The following is an 18037-nucleotide window of genomic DNA, read 5'->3' as shown; positions in this document are numbered from 1 at the left end:
CATTAGTCATGGATCGATATTGTTACAACTCAGATTGCAATTTTACTCCGAACAATACCAACCATTTTTTTGAACCAACTTTCCTTCTAAGATATTCAGTAAAAAAGCTAACTACTAATACACTAATATAAAAGGCACTCATCACATCACTCAAATAATGAAAACATAATAAAATTCTTGATAGCGCTACTAAAAATGCAAAAATAAGTAAAAGATAAAAATAACGCGGAAAAAGTACACCTAATCCTGTAGCTAAACTGACAACTGTGGTTGTGTGTCCCGAAGGAAAAGACCAGTAATTACTGCTCAACTTAAACCAATAAAACCCAAACTCATGACTCGAAAACAATAAATCAGGCCGAGCACGGCTTAGAGCAACCTTCAGAATCACACAAACAAAATTCGCAATAAAAACACAACCTAACAAATACCAAGACCTTGCTTCATATAAGGGATTAATCTTAATGTAATGAAAATATAATCCTGCGATAAAAAATAAAGCAATATAAGCAATCCACTTACCTAAAGCAGTTAATGCCTCTAATAAAGGTACTTTAGTCCCTAGATCTAATTGATGCAAATAAATTGCCAAAGACCTATCAACAAAATAATAGGCTACAATAACAGAAATTGCATAAAGAAAAATAACCCAAGGTTTTTTCATAAAATAAGCTGTTTTTTCAAATTGTGTCATCAATCAATCCTTATTAACGCAAATACCAAGGTATTGTAATTACAATAATACGAGGCTCTCTTTCTAAAAAAAGTAACGCACGTAAACCTGTTGCATGAATATTGTGTAACAAATACTCATACCATTTAGGCTCTACTAATTCAGGTATAATAATCGCAATAAGTTCATTTTTCCTATCTTTTCTTACCTTACTTACAAAATTTAATAAGGGTTTATAAATACGACGATATGGAGATTTAATAATTTCAAGCTTTGGAATTTTTTTATCTGCCTTTTTGGCAGGTATCTCAATTTTTTCATGCCAAAGCTTTTGCAATCCCTCAACATCCTCATAACCAGCATCGATAAAAACAGCTGTAATATCCTCTGAAAGTAACATTCCAAATTGTATTGCTTTTTCAGCGATTAAATCTAGACCATGTATAGGGATAATAACTATAGGAGGTTTTAAGGAATTAGGATTTATCTTAATTGGATTTTTAATTTCATGAGCAATTTTTTTATAATGAAGTTTTATACGGTGCATTAAAAATGCGAGTGTAGGCGCTAGAACAATAATTATCCAGGCGCCCTCTATAAATTTTGTAATGATAATAATAAGCAAAGCGATTGCAGTTACTAAAGCACCTAAGGCATTGACTACTAACTTATAACTTGCTTTTTTATTTTCCTGTCGTAACCAATAGACTACCATACCAATCTGGGAAAAGAGGAAAGCACTAAAAGAACCAACAGCAAATAATGGAATCAGATTACTCGTGATTCCTTTAAAAGCTATCAGAATGACCGCAGAAAAAATTGCCAAAATAATAATTCCGACTGAGAAAACAAGACGCCTTCCACGCTCAGCAAAAAAATAAGGTAAATAATTATCTTCAGCAAGTAAACGACATATTCTCGGAAAACCTGAAAAACTTGTTTGTGCAGAATAGGCTAAAACAATAAAAATACTGGCAATCGAAATATAATAAAATACACCCTTTCCGGTTGTTGCTTCAACTAATTGAGACAATATGGTTTGATAACCAGGTTGACTTTGGTTCATCGCCAAAATCTGATAAGCGGGACAAAGATAACCAATGAAGATTAAAAATAGAGCAAGCGCACCAACAATTATAGTTAATGTCCATTGTGCGTTTCTTACTGTTGGTTTGCGAAATAAAGATACTGCATTACTGACTGCCTCTACTCCAGTCATTGCAGTTAATCCATAAGCTAAGGCTGTTAAAAACATCCAAACTGTCACTTTTTCAGTGTGACTTGTTTGCATTCTCGAAGACATATTTATATGTGGATTCCCACCGTTACCCCAAACATCCATGACACCAATGACTATAGTAATTAACATACACAATATAAAAATAACCACAGGGATTAAAAAAAGTACTCCTGTTTCACGAAGGCCTCGCAAGTTAATTATTGTAAGCATCAGTAAAATCGCAAGGCATAACACAAGAGTATAAGGATGTAATGATGGAATTGCTGAGACTATAGCCCCTACTCCAGCTGATATTCCAACCGTAACATTTAATAGATAATCCAGTATTAATGAAATTGCTGCACCTAAACCATATTTCTTACCCAAATTATCACTAGCAACAATATAAGCTCCTCCTTTTTCTGGATAAGCTGCGGCTGTTTGTAAATAGGAAAAAAATAAAAACATAAGGACAAGAACAACTAATAGAGAAATCGTAAAAAAATAATGCAATCCTATGATACCTGCTGGCAACAAAACGGTGAGTGCTGCTTCTGGGCCATAAGCGGTCGAGGATAGAGAATCCAGTCCTAATGCAGGAATTCCTGTTAAAATAGATAGTTCTTGCTTTTTTTTTGCCTTTAAGGTTAGAGGTTTTCCTAATATCTTATCGATTAATGACATATCCCTATCACCTCATTATTTTTAATCCATTGTAACCATTCAATAAATCATAATCAAAGTCTCCTATTTGAATTATGGAGTTTATTCAGATCCAGAACCTACCTGACTGCATTGGGTGAAAAGATACACTACTCCCATTAAGTTACATATGTCCACAAAACTGTTATTCCAAGCCTTCCAATTAGCCTTAAGTTTTGCTCGACATTTTAAAAGGCAAAAGGAGAGATGGGGTCTTAACTTAACGTGGATTTACTTAGAGCCGTTCGCTAAGAAGGTATTTAGGCCATCTCGAAATCTTAGCACAGCACTTGAAAAGTTGTACTAAGGTTTCGAGACGCTTTGCACTTCCTCACCCCGAACAACTCTGGTAAGCCCACGTTCGCTCATAGACAGTGAAGAGGTAATGATTCGCTTACGTCAACTAGATCACATGGGCCATTGCCACTTGCTCAACAGGTGCCTTAGTTTGAGATGTTGTTGTTTTTTCATTAAAAAACCGATGTTTCCTTGAATCAGATCTTAGAGAGGTTAAAATATCCTCTTTCATCGACTCCATCAAACTTGGGGTATCTCTATATCCTCCAAGGCAATATCTTTGCCACGCCCCGTCTAGCTTCATTTCAACAAAACAGTGATCGGAGTTAACGACAATAGAAACAGGGATTTCGGGATATAAATGTTTCATTTCTTCTTTAAATGCAATAGCTCTTAAGCGACAACTTGCAATACCTAGTTTTCGCGCTTCATTAAGATATTCATGACCATTGTGAATGCTAACTCCGATAGAATCACGTAATGCTCCATGATCTTTGCCAAACTTTAGATACTTCATTAATAAACGATGAACCTCTGGATACTCTGGACTCTTTGTTAAAGTATTAAATACAGGGTTTACTCTATAATGTTTGGGCATACGCAGCAGTAAATGAATTGTGGCATCTATAGGGACTGCTTTGGGTTTAGCTAAACGGATGTAGTAGAGGTGATTTTCTTTAGAATATTTTACTTCAAAATCATCTTTTTTTAATCCCTTAATGGCGATATCCAACAATTTTTCATTCGGATCCAAGGAGGGCAAAGCTTGCCAGTCTCTTGTCAGACAAAAACTCTTTTCTCCTTCAAACAACGTCAGCGTTGACTCTTCTTTCCTTCTTTTTATTAGATCTTTTGTTATTCCCTTAGTATGAAATCTATACTTACAATGAACTAAATTTTCAGTAGCATTCATTCCTAATAATTCGAAATATTGGAATGGAGAAGATGGAGTCTCGTTAATAATTAAATCAGAATATACTTCATTACGGTAATACTTACTTGATGGGGTCAAAGTGATTAAATCAACAGATTTAAATATCGGTTTTCTGTATTGAGATTGAGAAAAAAATGCCTTTGTATCAATGCCACTTTGAAACGTTTTTTGTTTCACATTCATCCGTGCCGCAATACGCTCTTTGAGTTGTTGTAGTCTGACTCGCTCTACTTGGTTATTCTCGACATTTGCAATCTCAATATCAATAATATCTTGCTTGGCTTGCCCCAAATGATAATCATCAAGTTTTGTTGCAAATAAAGGAGCAACATGATTAAGTTTTACTTCAAGCGTTTCACGATCCTCGACTAGGTTTTGACATGCTTTATAGTCAAGAAATTGTATCTTTGTTATATCTAATTGTTGTTGTTCTGCCTGTTGAGCCAGTTTAGATCTCGTTGCTGGCATTAATTTAGAAGCCAGCAAATCATCAAAATCTTCGCCATTAATCGCTTTTTGCAAGGATTCTTTATTCATTTGAACCAGTTGCGCATTCTCCCAGGTATATAAGGAATGACCTGCAGCAAGTAAACCGATCATATGTTCTAGTAAAAGTTCACGTTTACTTGTTGGCCAGCTGGAGAATGACCAATCTGCAAAAATATATATTTGACTTTTTGCAGATTTTTCAGGCTGCTCAAAATTCTCTTCTTGAACATTCTGCTCTTTTATAATGTTTATAGAAGGTTTGTTTTTTAGTTTATTCACTGCCTCACGAATATCACCATCAAAAATACCTTGAGTTCGAGCAAATGCACGTACATTAGAATACGAGGTTGCTGGAAACCACTCTCCTAAAAGACCAGTTTTTCTTTGCAGGGTAGGAAGTAACGTTGCAAGAAGCTCTAAACTAATATCAACCTGCAAATTAATGGGATATGCTTGATATTTAGGACTACGGAAAGGTAATAAAAGCTTTTTCAAATCAGATGCTTTTTTCCTATCAGCTTCATTAGCCCACCACTTAGATTCAATTCGCATAATTTCATTATCAACCACCTCTAACAAAGTACTCATCAGCTTTCGACCTGCGGAAGGTAAAATCTGCAAAGTAAACGGTGGAAGTAATTGTTCTTGTGCTGCAATCATATCCTCAAAATCATCGAATTGTTGTTGATTAACAGTACCATCTACCTGTATTTTTCTTTTTGTAGCCTCTCTAAGACCTGCCTCCAAAGCTTTTGGTAACACATGCCTACCTCGATCGACTAAATTAGGATCTACCTGATTCAGAACTTGTATTAGATTACGTGAACAATAAGTGGCTTCTGAAGGGGGATTTTTTTCCCTATCTTTTTTATCTTGGCCTGACCATTTAAAAAAAGATTTGATAAGCACCCAAAGACTAGTACGCACTTTCCCTTGCGCATGAAGTTTTTCGGTCAGCTTCACTTGCTCTAAATACGCATCAAGAAATTGCTGTCTTATTTTGCTATCGGTATGCTTAAAAAGTAATAAACTGGAATTAACCACAGGGAGAATTTCAGCTTGTCCTGTGGCACGCCAAAAAGTGACTAATAGTTGGATTAAGCGATCTTTATTTTCTTTGGATGCGGTAAGAAATTGTTCAATAAGCTCATCTTTATCCTCTATCCCTTTCATATTTTTAGCCAATCGCATCATCCAGCGAGGACCAGTTGCAAGTGCTTCTTTTATTCGAGTAAGGGTAAGTTCTTTAGTGCAGTAATTTAAAAGCAGTACAGACAACTCTTCTACAGTTTTTTCTTGTAGCGTTTTAATAAATGACTCAGTGGATAAGGAAAGATTTCGTTCAAAATTATTACAAATTATTCCATATTTATTCTTTCCGGTGCAAACAAAGACAGAAATAACTTCTCTATGTCCATGTTTGCTCCGAGATGTTGTTAGTGATTGTGCTGCTTGCTTGAGTAGGGCCAAAGGCTTTTTGCTATTGGTAACTACAAACAAAATATCGCCCGGATCAATAGCACAGTCATTCATCACTAACATGATGACTCTCCTTATAAATTAATTACCGATGACCATGGAAATGACTGTACGCAGAAGGATGGCCATGATGATGGCTATTACCAGACAGCAAAGAAGTTTCACTAGTAACTACTGAAGTAATAAGAGTAGCTAGATCATCATCATTGACTCCAGGTTGTTCCATCCCTTTAGTAATTTCATCGATTGAATCATTAGAAAAATCGACTTCTTTTAATCGAGATGCTACATCTCCTGGTTTTGAAAATGATACAGCAACGACTTCTCCGGCATGCTTTTTTAATTGCGCAAGAAAAGGTTCTCTCCTGCTTTCACTAGTAGAAGTTCCTTCAATTGCCTTATATCTTCTTATTACAGAATCCACATACTTAATAGCATCTTGGTTATCTCTAAGTGATTCATGTTTACTTTTTTGAAGTAGTGTTTCATATTGAGGTCCAAGTGTTTTACCTAAAGCATCTTTCATTTCAGGTGTTAACGGATTTAACATTGGCATTTTCTCTCCTAGGCTAGTTAAATTTGGCCGCATTCTATCACCCCAAGATCAATCAATCAACTTATTGGTTTTTATTTGAACTTATTGGTTTGGGGCGCTTTATTTTATTGTAAAAATTCTGTTTTTTACATTGTATTGCGTGAGTATGATTCGCGTCTAATTGAATCAGAACTCGTACATTGAGTAGTGCTCCTAATCAGCTTCCAACGACTCAAGGATCAGATTATAAAGAAATAATATTGATAATGAACATATTTTGACCTCTTTTTTACTTGTTATTTCAAGTCACAATTCGTTAGAATCAGAATACTTTGATCATGGGTCATTTTTAATGTTGGAATTTACTTTAATTCAAAAAATATGTATTTGGGCTATTCCTATTTTGCTTGCAATTACCTTACATGAAGCAGCTCATGCTTACATCGCTTATCGATGTGGAGATACTACTGCAAAAATGTTTGGTCGTTTAAGCCTAAATCCCATCCGTCATATTGACCCTATAGGTACAATACTCATTCCTTTGTTGGTCGGTGTTTTGACTCAATTTAATTTCGTTATTGGTTATGCCAAACCGGTTCCTATTAACTGGAGGCAATTTCGTCACCCTCGCCGCGACATGATTTTTGTTACTCTTGCGGGACCTTTTGCAAACATACTTATGGCATTCATATGGGCGGCTTGTTATAAAATTTCATTAATACTCAATCCTGGATCCTCGATGGCTGTACTTTTTCTTTATGCCACAGCTCAAGCTGGAATATTGATCAACTTGATTTTAGCTACTTTAAATTTGCTTCCTATTCCTCCATTGGATGGTAGCCGAGTAGTGAGCAGTCTTTTACCTCCTAAACAAGCTATTGCTTACGAAAAAATAGAACCTTATGGATTCTTTATTCTACTACTTTTAGTATTTACTGGGGCTTTGGGTATCATATTAACGCCATTGATCAATTTAGGCTTGCTTGCACTGAGTGCCATTTTTAATATATGAATATTTTAGCTGATGCATCCCTTCCAGGATTAGAGCAAGCGTTTCCTAAACCTTTTAACTTAATACGTTATTATCATGCCAATGAACTTGCTCACTTACTTGTTGGACAGGATATACTTCTTTGCCGTTCTACGCTTAATGTAAATCGAGCTTTATTAGAAAATCATTCGATAAGGTATGTAGCTACTGCAAGTTCTGGCACTGATCATCTCGATCACTCCTGGTTAAACTCACAACATATTCAAATCATAGATGCCAAAGGATCCAATGCTCGAGCTGTTGCTGATTATGTTGTTGCCTGTCTTGCCTTTCTGGAGCAACGCCATTTTATTCAAGGGCATAAAGCAGGTGTAATAGGTTTAGGTAAGGTGGGAATCCAAGTCTCCGCACGGTTGCAAGCAGCAGGTTTCCAAGTATTTCACTATGATCCACTCAAAGCGATGCGTGAATCTGATGCTTTTCAAAGTTGTTCTCTAGAAGATTTATATCAAGCTGATCTCATATCCATTCATGCAGAACTACATGACAATCACCCCTTTCCTAGTCGAAATTTAATCAATCAAAATTTTCTGAGGCAATTAAAGCCCGGCTGCATTATTATTAATGCAGCACGAGGTGGAATTATCGATGAAAATAGCCTACTTACTGAACCAAAATCCCTGATTTATTGCACTGATGTATATCTAAATGAGCCAGCAATTGATGAGCGTATTATTGATAAAGCGCTAATTTGTACGCCTCATATAGCAGGCCACAGTATTGAAGCAAAATATGCTGCTGTAGCTATGGTTAGTGCCTCTTTACACCAAATTATGAGTTTGCCAATACCTCATTTTTTCACGCCTCAAATGATAAAAACCATTCATTTAGAAAAAAATAAATTATGGTATGAATCAGTGCTAGTCCTTTATAACCCCATTGAAGAAACATTGAGTTTAAAAAAAGCTATAGATAAAAAGTCTGCGTTTATAGAGTTACGCAAACAGCATCAAAATCGTCATGATTTTTGTCAGTATTCTATGGAATGGATTTTTGATAAAAAAACGAGATTCTTATTGGGGATGTAAATCAATAAAAATGCTCCATAATTGTATTTAATGTCATTAAGATTAACTTTGTTCATTGTAAATTAGCAATTCAAATGCTACTCTCATCTCGGTTTTTTATAAAAATAAAGGAGTATTTATAATGTCTTTAGGAACAAAGTTAGCCTCTTTCACAGCTGCTTTAATTTTTGCTGGTTCTACTTTTGCCCAAGATGTGGTATGTCCTGATCTCGGTGAAATTCAAAAAATAGGAATCAATAAAGCCTCAATAGTCGATCGAAATCATTATGTAGGATACTCAGTTCACCATTACAACACAGATTCGGATTGGGGCTTCGCCATTGGACCCATAAAAGCGGGTTCAGAGGGAGAAACTCTAGAAAAAACCAATCAAATTTTATCAAAGATGAGTGGCGTTGGCATTCCTGATTCATATAATGAGGAGGTAGTTTGTTTTTATGAATCAGGCAAGAAAGACGTTTTGGCAATTGCTATCAAAGGGTATTATGAAATCTCCCCAATGAAATTAAAACAATTTATGTATAAAGCACATTAAGAATCAATGCCTGGGCAAAATTTGATGTAGAATTTGCTCAGGCTAAATCAAAATCACCAGTATATAATCATTTATTTTTGGATTAACCTTCTTATTACATCTTGATCAGAAAATTGATGTTTCACAGCACCAATCTGCTGATACGATTCATGTCCTTTTCCTGCGATCAGAATAACGTCGTTTTCATCTGCTTTATCTAACGCATAAGCAATTGCTTCCTCGCGATTTACTAATTGAATGACTTTAGAAGATAGAGTAATACCTTGTGAAATTTCATTGATAATTATTTGGGGCTCTTCGGTACGAGGATTATCACTCGTAATAACAATTTGATCCGCCAGCCTATCAGCAACCTTTCCCATAATGGGTCTTTTGGTTTTATCTCTATCGCCACCACAACCAAATACTACCCATAAACGCCCTTTTTTCAATTGATTTAAAGTCATTAAAGCGTTTTCTAAAGCATCAGGCGTATGAGCATAATCAACCAAAACATACGGAGAATGGGCAACAATTTCCATACGTCCTGGAGCAGCTTTTAGTTGAGTCATTATCTCTACTACCTGTTCAGGCGTATAATTAGCAGCTAATAAACTACTAAATATTGCTAAGCTATTGTATATATTGAATTGTCCTAAAGATTTTATTTTTATTTGATGCTGCCCCCAAGGTGAGTACACTTCGATTTTCGTGCCATAAATATCCATAAACCAGTTTTTAGCTCTAACATCACAATCTTGATGAATTCCATAAGTTAATTTTTTTACTTGGGGTTTAATAGAAGCAGCCATAATCTTATGATAAGCATCATCTTGATTGATAATTGCCCATTCTAAGGATTCTCTGGCAAATAATAATGACTTTGCCGCAGCATAGTTTTCCATACTATGATGATAATCTAAATGATCTAAAGTTAAGTTAGTAAATATCGCTTGTTTAAACTCAAGATCATCGACGCGATGCTGCGCTAGTGCATGAGAAGACACTTCCATACATACTTGTCGCATATTCTGATTCTTATATTGATGCAATAATTTCTGTAAATATAGAGAGTCGGGAGTCGTATTATCCAATGCCTGTAATTCATTCATACTTCCTTGACCAATGGTACCTATATAGGCGGCTTTTTGTCCTAGTAAATGATGTGCTTGAGCAAGTTGATATGCAATTGTTGTTTTTCCATTAGTGCCTGTTACGCCTGTTATATTTAAAAAACATCCTGGATTATCATAAAATTCTTTTGCAATATTAGAAAGTTGCATCGATAATTTGGGTACAGGAATACACGGAACTGATTCGGGTAATACACAATTTTTAGGAAAATCAGCCGGATCATAAGCAACTGCAACCGCTCCAGAGTTAACAGCCTTATCTATAAATAAACGACCATCAGCTGCAGTACCTGCATAGGCTATAAACAAATCTCCTGGATGAATTCGGCGGCTGTCATTTTCTAGGCCAGTAAGCATACAATCCGTTGCCGATTGTTTCATCCAAGGCTTTAATAATTGTGAAAGTTTCATGAGCCCATTCCTAATTGTTAAAATATATCCCAACGTCTTAAAGTCAATGGCCGTGTTCTTCAGCCCGAAATGATTCGAGCGCTTATCCAAAACTCAAGTAGTCATCCTCAAAATGACGGAGAATCTATTTTTTATACAACACTGTGCTGCCTTTGTAAATGAATTCCCATCTGCGCAGAATAGATTAAATTTATCCCACTAATTCATCTGTAGGTATATTAAACAATCTTAACGATCCGGACATGATTTTTGTAAACAAAGGAGCTGCAACAGCGGCCGCATAATATCCTTTGCGAGAAGGTTGATGGATTATAACCACTACAACAAATTTAGGTTTTGAAACCGGTGCAATACCTACAAAACTCGCAGTATATTTTTTATCTTTATATCCATCTTTTCCTGCTACACGTGCTGTTCCAGTTTTTCCGGCTACACGGTATCCTGGTACTTTTGCAGCTCGACCTGTCCCATCTTTCATAACCGCTTCCATCATATGTAGAACCTGTTGTGCTGTTTCAGGTTTTATGACTTGTACTCCGGGGGTAGGTGGATCATTATGCAACAACGTTACTGGAATTAGTTTTCCTTGATTTGCAAAAATCATATTAGCCTTTGCCAATTGTAATGCCGTAACAGATAGGCCATAACCAAAGCTTAAAGTAGCCAAAACGAAAGGATTAGCATCTTTGGCGTTAACAACTCCACCCTCACTTTCGCCAGGATAAGTACTTTCTGTACGCTGGCCAAAACCACAACGTTGTAATAGCCCTATTAATTGTTCTGGAGGACTAGCCAAAACCATTTTTGTTACCCCAACATTACTCGAGTGTTGCAATACACCCGTCACATCCAAAACACCATAATTATGGATGTCACGTACCGCATGGCCATGAACAACCATCCAGCTAGGATTTGTATCAATAATAGTTGAAGGTTTAAACAATCCTGTTTCTAAAGCACTTGCTATACTGAACGTTTTGATTACAGATCCTGGTTCAAATGTATCCGTAACTGCCCTATTTCTATAAGTATCTTTGTCGTAACGGCCACGTGAATTTGGATTATAAGAAGGAACATTAGCCATGGCTAAAATTTCACCATTTTCGGTATCAACTACTACCACGGAACCGGATTTTGCAGCAAACTCATCAACGGTTTTGCTTAACTCACTGTATGCCAAATACTGCAATCGTCTATCAATACTTAAAGCCATATCACGTCCAGGACGTGGTTCTTTAATTACTCCTAATTCATCAATAATTCGACCTAAACGATCTTTAATTACTCTTTTTTTACCGACAACCCCTTTTAGCCAGTCTTGATAGGCTAACTCTATACCTTCTAAACCCTGATCATCTACGTTTGTAAAACCCACCAACTGTGAAATACTGTCTGAATCAGGATAATAACGTTTAAATTCTTTTTGAAAATTCACGCCAGGGATCTTAAGCGCCTTTATTTGCTTCGCCAAAGGAGGAGGTAATTGTCTTTGTAAGTAAATGAATTCCAATTCTTTTTTTTCAGCATCTACTATTTTGCGGCTTAGTTGCTGGGGGGTAAAATTTAAATATGCTGCCAAAGACATAAACTGTTCTTTGTCTGGAGCAAATTCCTTAGGATTAACCCAGACTGATTCTACAGGGGTACTAATTGCCAAAGGAGTACCATTCCTATCCATAATCATCCCTCTATGAGCCGGAATATCTACTACTCGTAAACTTCGTGCATTGCCCTGGCCTTGGAGAAATTGTCGATGAAGAACAGTTAAATCGATCATTCGCAAAACTAAAATGAGTAAAAGCAAAGAAAAGAAAGCAGATACAATGATAAGTCTATTTAGATGGGTTGATTTTTTCATGGATATCTACCATTCATAACCTGTAGCAATGGTACTCGTTTGAAATAAAAACTTCTACTGCTGAGCTTGCAACCAGTAAGTATTTTTAGAGGTTGGTAAAACCATTTGTAATTTATCGTTTGCCAGCTCTTCTACACGAGCTGGGGTAGCCAAGCTCGCTTGCTCTAGAAGTAATTGTCCCCATTGCAACTGTAAGTAGTGAGTGAGTTGTTCTTGTTGCTCTACTTGATTTAAAGTTACACGATATGAATTAGTACTGTAAACAACAGCCAATGCACTTACCAATACAGCTATTAATAATATAACCAGCATGTATAGTGATTTAGACATATGTATATCTGCCAGTTGACCATTAAATAAAGTACCTTCTTGGTTGATCACTTTCGCTGCAGCGTTCATGCTAATTTCTCCCCTATTCTAAGTACTGCACTTCGAGCCCTGATGTTCTCGCTTACTTCATTTGCTTGCGGCATTATGGCTTTACCCATTCTTTTAAAATTTGTTTTTAATTTTTCATAACGTATAGGTACTTCAGGAGGTGGTTTAGCGCCTTCTTCCTTATTCTTCATAAATTGTTTGACAATTCGATCTTCAAGTGAGTGAAAACTAATCACTACCAATCTGCCTTTAGGTGCCAAAACATGGATACATTGTTCCAAACAGCTCTTTAAGTCATTGAGCTCTTGATTGATATAAATCCGAATTGCTTGAAACACCCGGGTTGCAGGATGCTTGTGTTTTTCCCATTTGGGATTTGCTTCTTTTACAATTTCTGCTAATTGTAAAGTTGTAGAAATCGGGGCTATATTTCGTGCGGCAACAATTGCTTTTGCTATTCTTCCAGCAAAACGCTCTTCCCCGTAAAGTTTAAAAACAGCGGCCATTTCATCAGCTTCTGTTTCATTAACAAAGCGTGCTGCGCTCATTGGTTGAGATCTGTCCATACGCATGTCCAATGGACCTTGCTGCATAAAACTAAAACCTCTTTCTGGATTGTCCAATTGTGGTGAAGAAACGCCTAAATCAAGTAAAATACCATCCACCATTCCCAATACACCCGCCTCAGTTGCAAATTCTTCAATTCTTGCGAAAGAGCCCTGAAATATATGAAAGCGTTTATCTTGGTCAAAATGCTCCTTAGCATACGTGAGGGCATCTAAGTCTTTATCTATAGCGTACAAACGGCCTTTTTCATTTAAATGACGTAGAATCTCCTTGCTATGGCCGCCTCGTCCAAAAGTACCATCAAAATAAACACCACTGCTTTTAATGGCTAAGCCTGTTATTGATTCATGCAATAATACGGATTGATGTGTTGCCATATTTTGTTTCCATTACAAAGAAAACGTTTTCATTTCATCGGGTAAACCAGAAGTTCCAGAGCTTTCCTCAGCTAACCATTGTTCACGCCGAGTTTCCCAAATATCTTTATTCCAGACTTCAAATTTATTACCTTGGCCTATCATCACTACATCTTTTTCCAACTGCGCATAATTCCTCAAAACTGTTGGCAGCAACACGCGTCCATTTGTATCTACTTCGACATCAGTTGCATGACCAATCAATAAACGTTGTATTCTTCGTGCAGCGGCATTAAAACTGGGTAGTTTTTGCAAATTATTTTCAATGATTTGCCATTGAGCTGCGGTATACAGCAACAAACATGTTTCTTCGGTATCAATAGTCACTACTAAAGGAATTTTTTCATCAGCCCCCAACACCGATCGATAACGCGTAGGAATAGCTAAGCGTCCTTTTGTATCGATAGTAATGGCATTTATTCCCCGAAACATGCTTTTCTGTATGTGAAGGTTTTTATTCCTCCACAATTCTCCACTTTTTTATTATTTTACTCCACTTTTATACACTATAGAAACACATTTCTCCATGCGTCAAGATAAAAAATTGCTTTTTAAGTAATTTATTTAAGAGGATTAAAATAAACGATTAAAAAAAAATCTATATAGAAAAATAATGAGCATATTCGAAATAATAAAGAAAAGCCGTTTTGAAAAAACAGATTAAAACAGGCGGAAATCATAAGGTTAGGGTTTGATTAACTATTTGTTTATTTCTGGGAAGGCTTTTCCCTGCCTTCTTAAGGTTAAAACGCTCATCATGATGCTCGATGATTAAAATAACGAATCAAAATCAATTATTCATCAATGCAGCTAAGCGTATTCCTTGAAGTACTAAATCTGGCATTAAATGATCGTATAGGCCTTGTTTTTCAAATAATGATGCAAATCCTCCAGTAGCTAAAATTAAAGTCTTTTCTGCACCAAAAACCTCTTGGGTCATGCGTTGAATCAACTCACGACAAGCACCCAGAACGCCATAATAAACACCAGATTGAATGCTCTCGATGGTCGAGCGTCCTATTGAGTTTTCTATTTTTATTATCTCCACTGCCGGCAATTTAGCAGTATTTTTTGATAAAGCATCTACTGAAAGTCTAACTCCAGGTAGAATGGCTCCTCCCATATAGGCTTTTTGTGCACTAATCACACAAATAGTAGTTGCCGTACCAAAATCAATAACGATCACATTTTGATTGGGATAAAGATGAGTAGTAGCAATTGCATTGGCAATTCTATCTGCTCCAACTTCCACAGGATTACGGTATTTGATATTTAATCCCGTTTTAACTCCTGCTTGTAATAAAAAGGGTTCTATAGAAAAATACTTAACACATGCTGCACGCAAAGAATAATCAATTTGAGGAACAACAGAACAAATGCCGATTTGTTTAATTGATTCTGGTAAACAATTATTTTCTCGCAAAACACTTTTTAAAAAAATACCCAATTCATCTGAGGTACTTATCTTAGATGTGTGACGAAAACGCAGTTTTATCTCATCGCCATCAAAAACACCGCCATAAATATGTGAGTTCCCCACATCAATACAAAGAATCATAACTTAATCAGATCCGCTTAAAAAAATACGATAGTAAATGTCGATTCGGTTATTAGCAAGTTGTTCCTATGAAAAAAACAGTAGAACTCATTCAACTCACTACAAAAGAATATAAATAAGCATGCCAGAATCAAAGCAGCTGAACTATAAATGTCGTTTATTTAAAAAATAAAAAAGCCCTGCATTTGCAGGGCAATAGGAGATAACCATGTTATTAAGCTAGAGTTTTAATATGATTTTACAATTACTGTTGTCCCAATATCAGCAAAATCTTCATTTAGCCATTTTGCGGCACTTGGTAATACACGAATACAACCATGGCTTGCATTGTAATTAGGTACTTCGTATGCTGCATGGATGGAATATCCTCCGTGGAAATGCATGCAATATGGCATTCTTGCTCCTCCATGAGTTTCAAGAGGATAAATACTAGAGGTACAATCCTCACCTTTCTTGGAATAAATACTAAAGGTTCCTGTAACTGTATGGCAGGGCTTGCCTTCATCTTCACAAAAGTCTTTCCCTCCAGAAGCACTGCCAGTATTTACCCTGTTCCCATCTTTATCGTAAGCCGCCCAAGCCGTTGCTTTTGGATCAAATACAATAACTTTTTTTCCTGTTGCTTCTCTTTTCACCGGAAAATAATTAGACCCTTTATGATCAGCACCCATGCTCATTGTATAGTGAGTATAACCTGCGTCATCCACAATAGGCACTGATCGATCCATAGAGGCACAAGATGCTGCTAATGCACATACGGGAACTAACACGAGATATTTTTTCACTTTTTTCTCCCTCTTTTTTATCTTATTTATCGGGAGTTTTAAAAATAGGTTTAGGTTTTTTTGTAATTTTTTTTGCTTTTTTGTATTTTTTATGAGCTACCAAAGGAGTAATGATTATTGTTCAGAGTTCTTGGGTAACATGTATTGAATCGCTAACATAAGTTGTTTATCAGTGCATTCAAAACATCCACCTCTAGGGGGCATTGCATTTAAACCTTCATTTGTATGTTTAAAAAGGATACTTATTCCTTGCCTTAAGCGTGTTTTCCAATCATCTTTTTCACCAATTCTTGGTGCGCCTATAGAAATTAATGGCTTGATTGCATGACAATTCACACAGAAATGATTATAAATTTGTTCTCCTTCATTTTTGGTTCCACTAATTGATTGTAAAAATTCCTGAGGGCGGTGGCTCTCGGCATAAGCTGATATCTGGAAAATCAATAAAATTACTATATATAAACTGACACGAATCACCATTTATACACTCCTAAAATTGACATATCTGATATTCATCAGAATATGAGCATACTAAGTGTTTTGCTATTTTTTGCAAGTAGGAATGGCTTTGATAAATAATAGAATCTTAGAACGCTTTCGTTAAGGAGAAAGAGTAAGAACTTAAGTAAGCTCATCATTCAAAAAAAATCAATAAAAATATCTAAAGATTTTTTAAAAGAAGTCGATAAAGAGAGAAGTCGAATATACTTGAGGATAAATTATGTTAAATTCAATCAGTGATATAGCTCCTGTAAAAACAACAGAGGTAGAGGAACATTTAAAAAAAATCCATGAAGAAGTTAAAAATTTAGTTGATACTCCCTCATCACGCATCAGTATCAATGAAACCTCTAAACAACTAGAAGCAATAAAAAACTCCCTAAAAGAAATTTCAGAAATTAATGAAGCTCGTGTTTTATATTTTAAAGCCGAAATCGCACTAGGCAATTATCAGATTGATAGTGACAAAATTGCTATGAGGATGTTAAAAGAACCTATCATCGTTGATTAAAAAATTGCGAATAAAAAATAAAAACTAGCCTATTTATCAACAAATCCATACAATTACCCTATTATCTTTTCATTGAGAATTTTCTAAATCCGAGCTATTTTTTTCAGAAAAGCTCGCTATTCGCTTTTCTGAAATCTTAATGGAATACTCGAGTGCCTATCCTGGACACGAGAATTTTACTCAAATAATTTACCTAAGATATTCTCAATAACCTCACTGCATACGAAGAGCTCCATCGAGACGTATCACTTCCCCATTCATCATCTCATTTTCAATAATATGAGCGACCAATGCGGCAAACTCGCTAGGTTTTCCAAAACGTTTAGGAAAAGTCATTGTTGCCACCAAATTATCTTGTACTTCTTGAGGCATATTTAGCAACATTGGCGTAGCGATCAAACCCGGAGCAATTGTATTTACACGAATCGCAAATTGAGCTAATTCTCGAGCTGCAGGGAGAGTCATGGCAACAACCCCACCTTTCGAAGCACTGTAGGCCGCTTGGCCAATTTGGCCTTCAAAAGCAGCAACCGAAGCAGTATTAATAATCACTCCTCGTTCCTGGGAGTTATTCTCCAACTCCAAGCGGCTCATCGCATGAGCAGCTACCCTCATCACATTAAAAGTACCAATAAGATTTACATCGATTACTTGCTTAAAAGCAGCTAAAGGCATGGGGCCATCTCTTCCAACAATGCGCTTTGCTGGCGCGATTCCGGCACAATTAACACAAACTCGAGGCACGCCTAATTGTTCTATGGTCTGCTGCATTGCTTTTTCGGCAGATTCATCAAGGGTCACATCACAACTAATAAATAAATCTGCTTCACTTTGTTCGTCAACTTGTTTATCCCAAACAACAACACGCATCCCACGCTGCTGTAGGTATTGAACACAAGCTTTTCCCATACCCGAAGCACCGCCAGTAATTAAAACGATTTGATTTAAAAAATTCACTATCTACTCTCCATGAATTATCATCAAGCAAAATAAAACAA

The 18037-nt window shown here is 36.2% G+C and carries 17 protein-coding genes; 4 read left to right on the top strand and 13 right to left on the bottom strand.

Annotated features, from left to right (window positions below):
* Positions 1 to 22: 22 nt before the first annotated feature.
* From Lsan_RS01055 to Lsan_RS01040, 4 genes are all read right to left on the bottom strand, one after another.
* Positions 23 to 694 (bottom strand): phosphatase PAP2 family protein, encoded by a 672-nt coding sequence (locus Lsan_RS01055; protein ID WP_058512692.1) that lies wholly within the window; start codon positions 692 to 694, stop codon positions 23 to 25.
* Between the two features lie 13 nt (positions 695 to 707).
* The gene (locus tag Lsan_RS01050) at positions 708 to 2576 is read right to left on the bottom strand and encodes an APC family permease (protein ID WP_058512691.1); all 1869 of its coding nucleotides are present in this window, start codon (positions 2574 to 2576) and stop codon (positions 708 to 710) included.
* A 421-nt stretch (positions 2577 to 2997) separates the two neighbouring features.
* Positions 2998 to 5856 carry a hypothetical protein gene (locus tag Lsan_RS01045; RefSeq protein WP_058512690.1) on the bottom strand — a complete coding sequence of 953 codons (2859 nt, stop codon included), beginning with the start codon at positions 5854 to 5856 and terminating at the stop codon, positions 2998 to 3000.
* 22 nt (positions 5857 to 5878) lie between these two features.
* Complete coding sequence (locus tag Lsan_RS01040) at positions 5879 to 6349, bottom strand: hypothetical protein (RefSeq protein ID WP_058512689.1); 471 nt, start codon at positions 6347 to 6349, stop codon at positions 5879 to 5881.
* 331 nt (positions 6350 to 6680) lie between these two features.
* On the opposite strand from Lsan_RS01040, the gene Lsan_RS01035 reads away from it, so the two are divergent.
* From Lsan_RS01035 to Lsan_RS01025, 3 genes are all read left to right on the top strand, one after another.
* Positions 6681 to 7340, top strand: a complete 660-nt coding sequence (locus Lsan_RS01035) for a site-2 protease family protein (RefSeq protein WP_058512688.1) — start codon at positions 6681 to 6683, stop codon at positions 7338 to 7340.
* Complete coding sequence (locus Lsan_RS01030; RefSeq protein ID WP_058512687.1) at positions 7337 to 8407, top strand: 4-phosphoerythronate dehydrogenase; 1071 nt, start codon at positions 7337 to 7339, stop codon at positions 8405 to 8407. The genes Lsan_RS01035 and Lsan_RS01030 overlap by 4 nt, the downstream gene beginning before the upstream one ends.
* Positions 8408 to 8528: 121 nt before the next feature.
* The gene (locus Lsan_RS01025; protein ID WP_058512686.1) at positions 8529 to 8942 is read left to right on the top strand and encodes a DUF4949 domain-containing protein; all 414 of its coding nucleotides are present in this window, start codon (positions 8529 to 8531) and stop codon (positions 8940 to 8942) included.
* A gap of 71 nt (positions 8943 to 9013) precedes the next feature.
* On the opposite strand, the gene Lsan_RS01020 is transcribed toward Lsan_RS01025, so the two are convergent.
* From Lsan_RS01020 to Lsan_RS00985, 8 genes are all read right to left on the bottom strand, one after another.
* Positions 9014 to 10465 carry a UDP-N-acetylmuramoyl-L-alanyl-D-glutamate--2,6-diaminopimelate ligase gene (locus Lsan_RS01020; RefSeq protein WP_058512685.1) on the bottom strand — a complete coding sequence of 484 codons (1452 nt, stop codon included), beginning with the start codon at positions 10463 to 10465 and terminating at the stop codon, positions 9014 to 9016.
* Positions 10466 to 10655: 190 nt separating this feature from the next.
* Positions 10656 to 12323, bottom strand: a complete 1668-nt coding sequence (locus Lsan_RS01015; RefSeq protein ID WP_058512684.1) for a peptidoglycan D,D-transpeptidase FtsI family protein — start codon at positions 12321 to 12323, stop codon at positions 10656 to 10658.
* Positions 12324 to 12377: 54 nt separating this feature from the next.
* Entirely contained in the window at positions 12378 to 12722 is a 345-nt protein-coding gene (gene ftsL, locus Lsan_RS01010; protein ID WP_058512683.1) for a cell division protein FtsL, read from the bottom strand.
* A complete protein-coding gene (rsmH, locus tag Lsan_RS01005) occupies positions 12719 to 13645 on the bottom strand; it encodes a 16S rRNA (cytosine(1402)-N(4))-methyltransferase RsmH (protein WP_058512682.1) in 927 nt (308 codons plus the stop codon). The genes ftsL and rsmH overlap by 4 nt, the downstream gene beginning before the upstream one ends.
* 12 nt (positions 13646 to 13657) lie before the next feature.
* The gene (mraZ, locus tag Lsan_RS01000; protein ID WP_058512681.1) at positions 13658 to 14116 is read right to left on the bottom strand and encodes a division/cell wall cluster transcriptional repressor MraZ; all 459 of its coding nucleotides are present in this window, start codon (positions 14114 to 14116) and stop codon (positions 13658 to 13660) included.
* Between the two features lie 358 nt (positions 14117 to 14474).
* Entirely contained in the window at positions 14475 to 15242 is a 768-nt protein-coding gene (locus Lsan_RS00995) for a type III pantothenate kinase (RefSeq protein ID WP_058512680.1), read from the bottom strand.
* 227 nt (positions 15243 to 15469) lie between these two features.
* Positions 15470 to 16027: a L,D-transpeptidase gene (locus tag Lsan_RS00990; protein ID WP_058512679.1), complete on the bottom strand. Its 558-nt coding sequence runs from the start codon at positions 16025 to 16027 to the stop codon at positions 15470 to 15472.
* Between the two features lie 114 nt (positions 16028 to 16141).
* Positions 16142 to 16507, bottom strand: a complete 366-nt coding sequence (locus Lsan_RS00985) for a c-type cytochrome (RefSeq protein ID WP_058512678.1) — start codon at positions 16505 to 16507, stop codon at positions 16142 to 16144.
* Between the two features lie 241 nt (positions 16508 to 16748).
* On the opposite strand from Lsan_RS00985, the gene flgM reads away from it, so the two are divergent.
* Complete coding sequence (gene flgM / locus Lsan_RS00980; RefSeq protein ID WP_058512677.1) at positions 16749 to 17039, top strand: flagellar biosynthesis anti-sigma factor FlgM; 291 nt, start codon at positions 16749 to 16751, stop codon at positions 17037 to 17039.
* Between the two features lie 213 nt (positions 17040 to 17252).
* Here flgM and Lsan_RS00975 read toward each other — a convergent pair whose 3' ends face one another.
* Complete coding sequence (locus Lsan_RS00975; protein ID WP_058512676.1) at positions 17253 to 17996, bottom strand: SDR family NAD(P)-dependent oxidoreductase; 744 nt, start codon at positions 17994 to 17996, stop codon at positions 17253 to 17255.
* Between the last annotated feature and the right edge of the window lie 41 nt (positions 17997 to 18037).

Source organism: Legionella santicrucis, assembly GCF_001468135.1.
Taxonomy (GTDB): domain Bacteria; phylum Pseudomonadota; class Gammaproteobacteria; order Legionellales; family Legionellaceae; genus Legionella; species Legionella santicrucis.
The sequence above is the reverse complement of the archived record's forward strand: the minus strand, read 5'-3'. Positions and strand labels throughout refer to the sequence as shown.

What these genes read in the sequence shown, in the direction of transcription:
- Lsan_RS01020 (WP_058512685.1), bottom strand. Translation starts at nt 10,465, where the DNA reads ATGAAACTTTCACAATTATTAAAGCCTTGGATGAAACAATCGGCAACG.
- Lsan_RS01045 (WP_058512690.1), bottom strand. Translation starts at nt 5,856, where the DNA reads ATGTTAGTGATGAATGACTGTGCTATTGATCCGGGCGATATTTTGTTT.
- Lsan_RS01040 (WP_058512689.1), bottom strand. Translation starts at nt 6,349, where the DNA reads ATGCCAATGTTAAATCCGTTAACACCTGAAATGAAAGATGCTTTAGGT.
- Lsan_RS01055 (WP_058512692.1), bottom strand. Translation starts at nt 694, where the DNA reads ATGACACAATTTGAAAAAACAGCTTATTTTATGAAAAAACCTTGGGTT.
- Lsan_RS01015 (WP_058512684.1), bottom strand. Translation starts at nt 12,323, where the DNA reads ATGAAAAAATCAACCCATCTAAATAGACTTATCATTGTATCTGCTTTC.
- flgM (WP_058512677.1), top strand. Translation starts at nt 16,749, where the DNA reads ATGTTAAATTCAATCAGTGATATAGCTCCTGTAAAAACAACAGAGGTA.
- Lsan_RS01025 (WP_058512686.1), top strand. Translation starts at nt 8,529, where the DNA reads ATGTCTTTAGGAACAAAGTTAGCCTCTTTCACAGCTGCTTTAATTTTT.
- mraZ (WP_058512681.1), bottom strand. Translation starts at nt 14,116, where the DNA reads ATGTTTCGGGGAATAAATGCCATTACTATCGATACAAAAGGACGCTTA.
- Lsan_RS01050 (WP_058512691.1), bottom strand. Translation starts at nt 2,576, where the DNA reads ATGTCATTAATCGATAAGATATTAGGAAAACCTCTAACCTTAAAGGCA.
- Lsan_RS01035 (WP_058512688.1), top strand. Translation starts at nt 6,681, where the DNA reads ATGTTGGAATTTACTTTAATTCAAAAAATATGTATTTGGGCTATTCCT.
- Lsan_RS00995 (WP_058512680.1), bottom strand. Translation starts at nt 15,242, where the DNA reads ATGATTCTTTGTATTGATGTGGGGAACTCACATATTTATGGCGGTGTT.
- Lsan_RS00985 (WP_058512678.1), bottom strand. Translation starts at nt 16,507, where the DNA reads ATGGTGATTCGTGTCAGTTTATATATAGTAATTTTATTGATTTTCCAG.
- ftsL (WP_058512683.1), bottom strand. Translation starts at nt 12,722, where the DNA reads ATGAACGCTGCAGCGAAAGTGATCAACCAAGAAGGTACTTTATTTAAT.
- Lsan_RS01030 (WP_058512687.1), top strand. Translation starts at nt 7,337, where the DNA reads ATGAATATTTTAGCTGATGCATCCCTTCCAGGATTAGAGCAAGCGTTT.
- rsmH (WP_058512682.1), bottom strand. Translation starts at nt 13,645, where the DNA reads ATGGCAACACATCAATCCGTATTATTGCATGAATCAATAACAGGCTTA.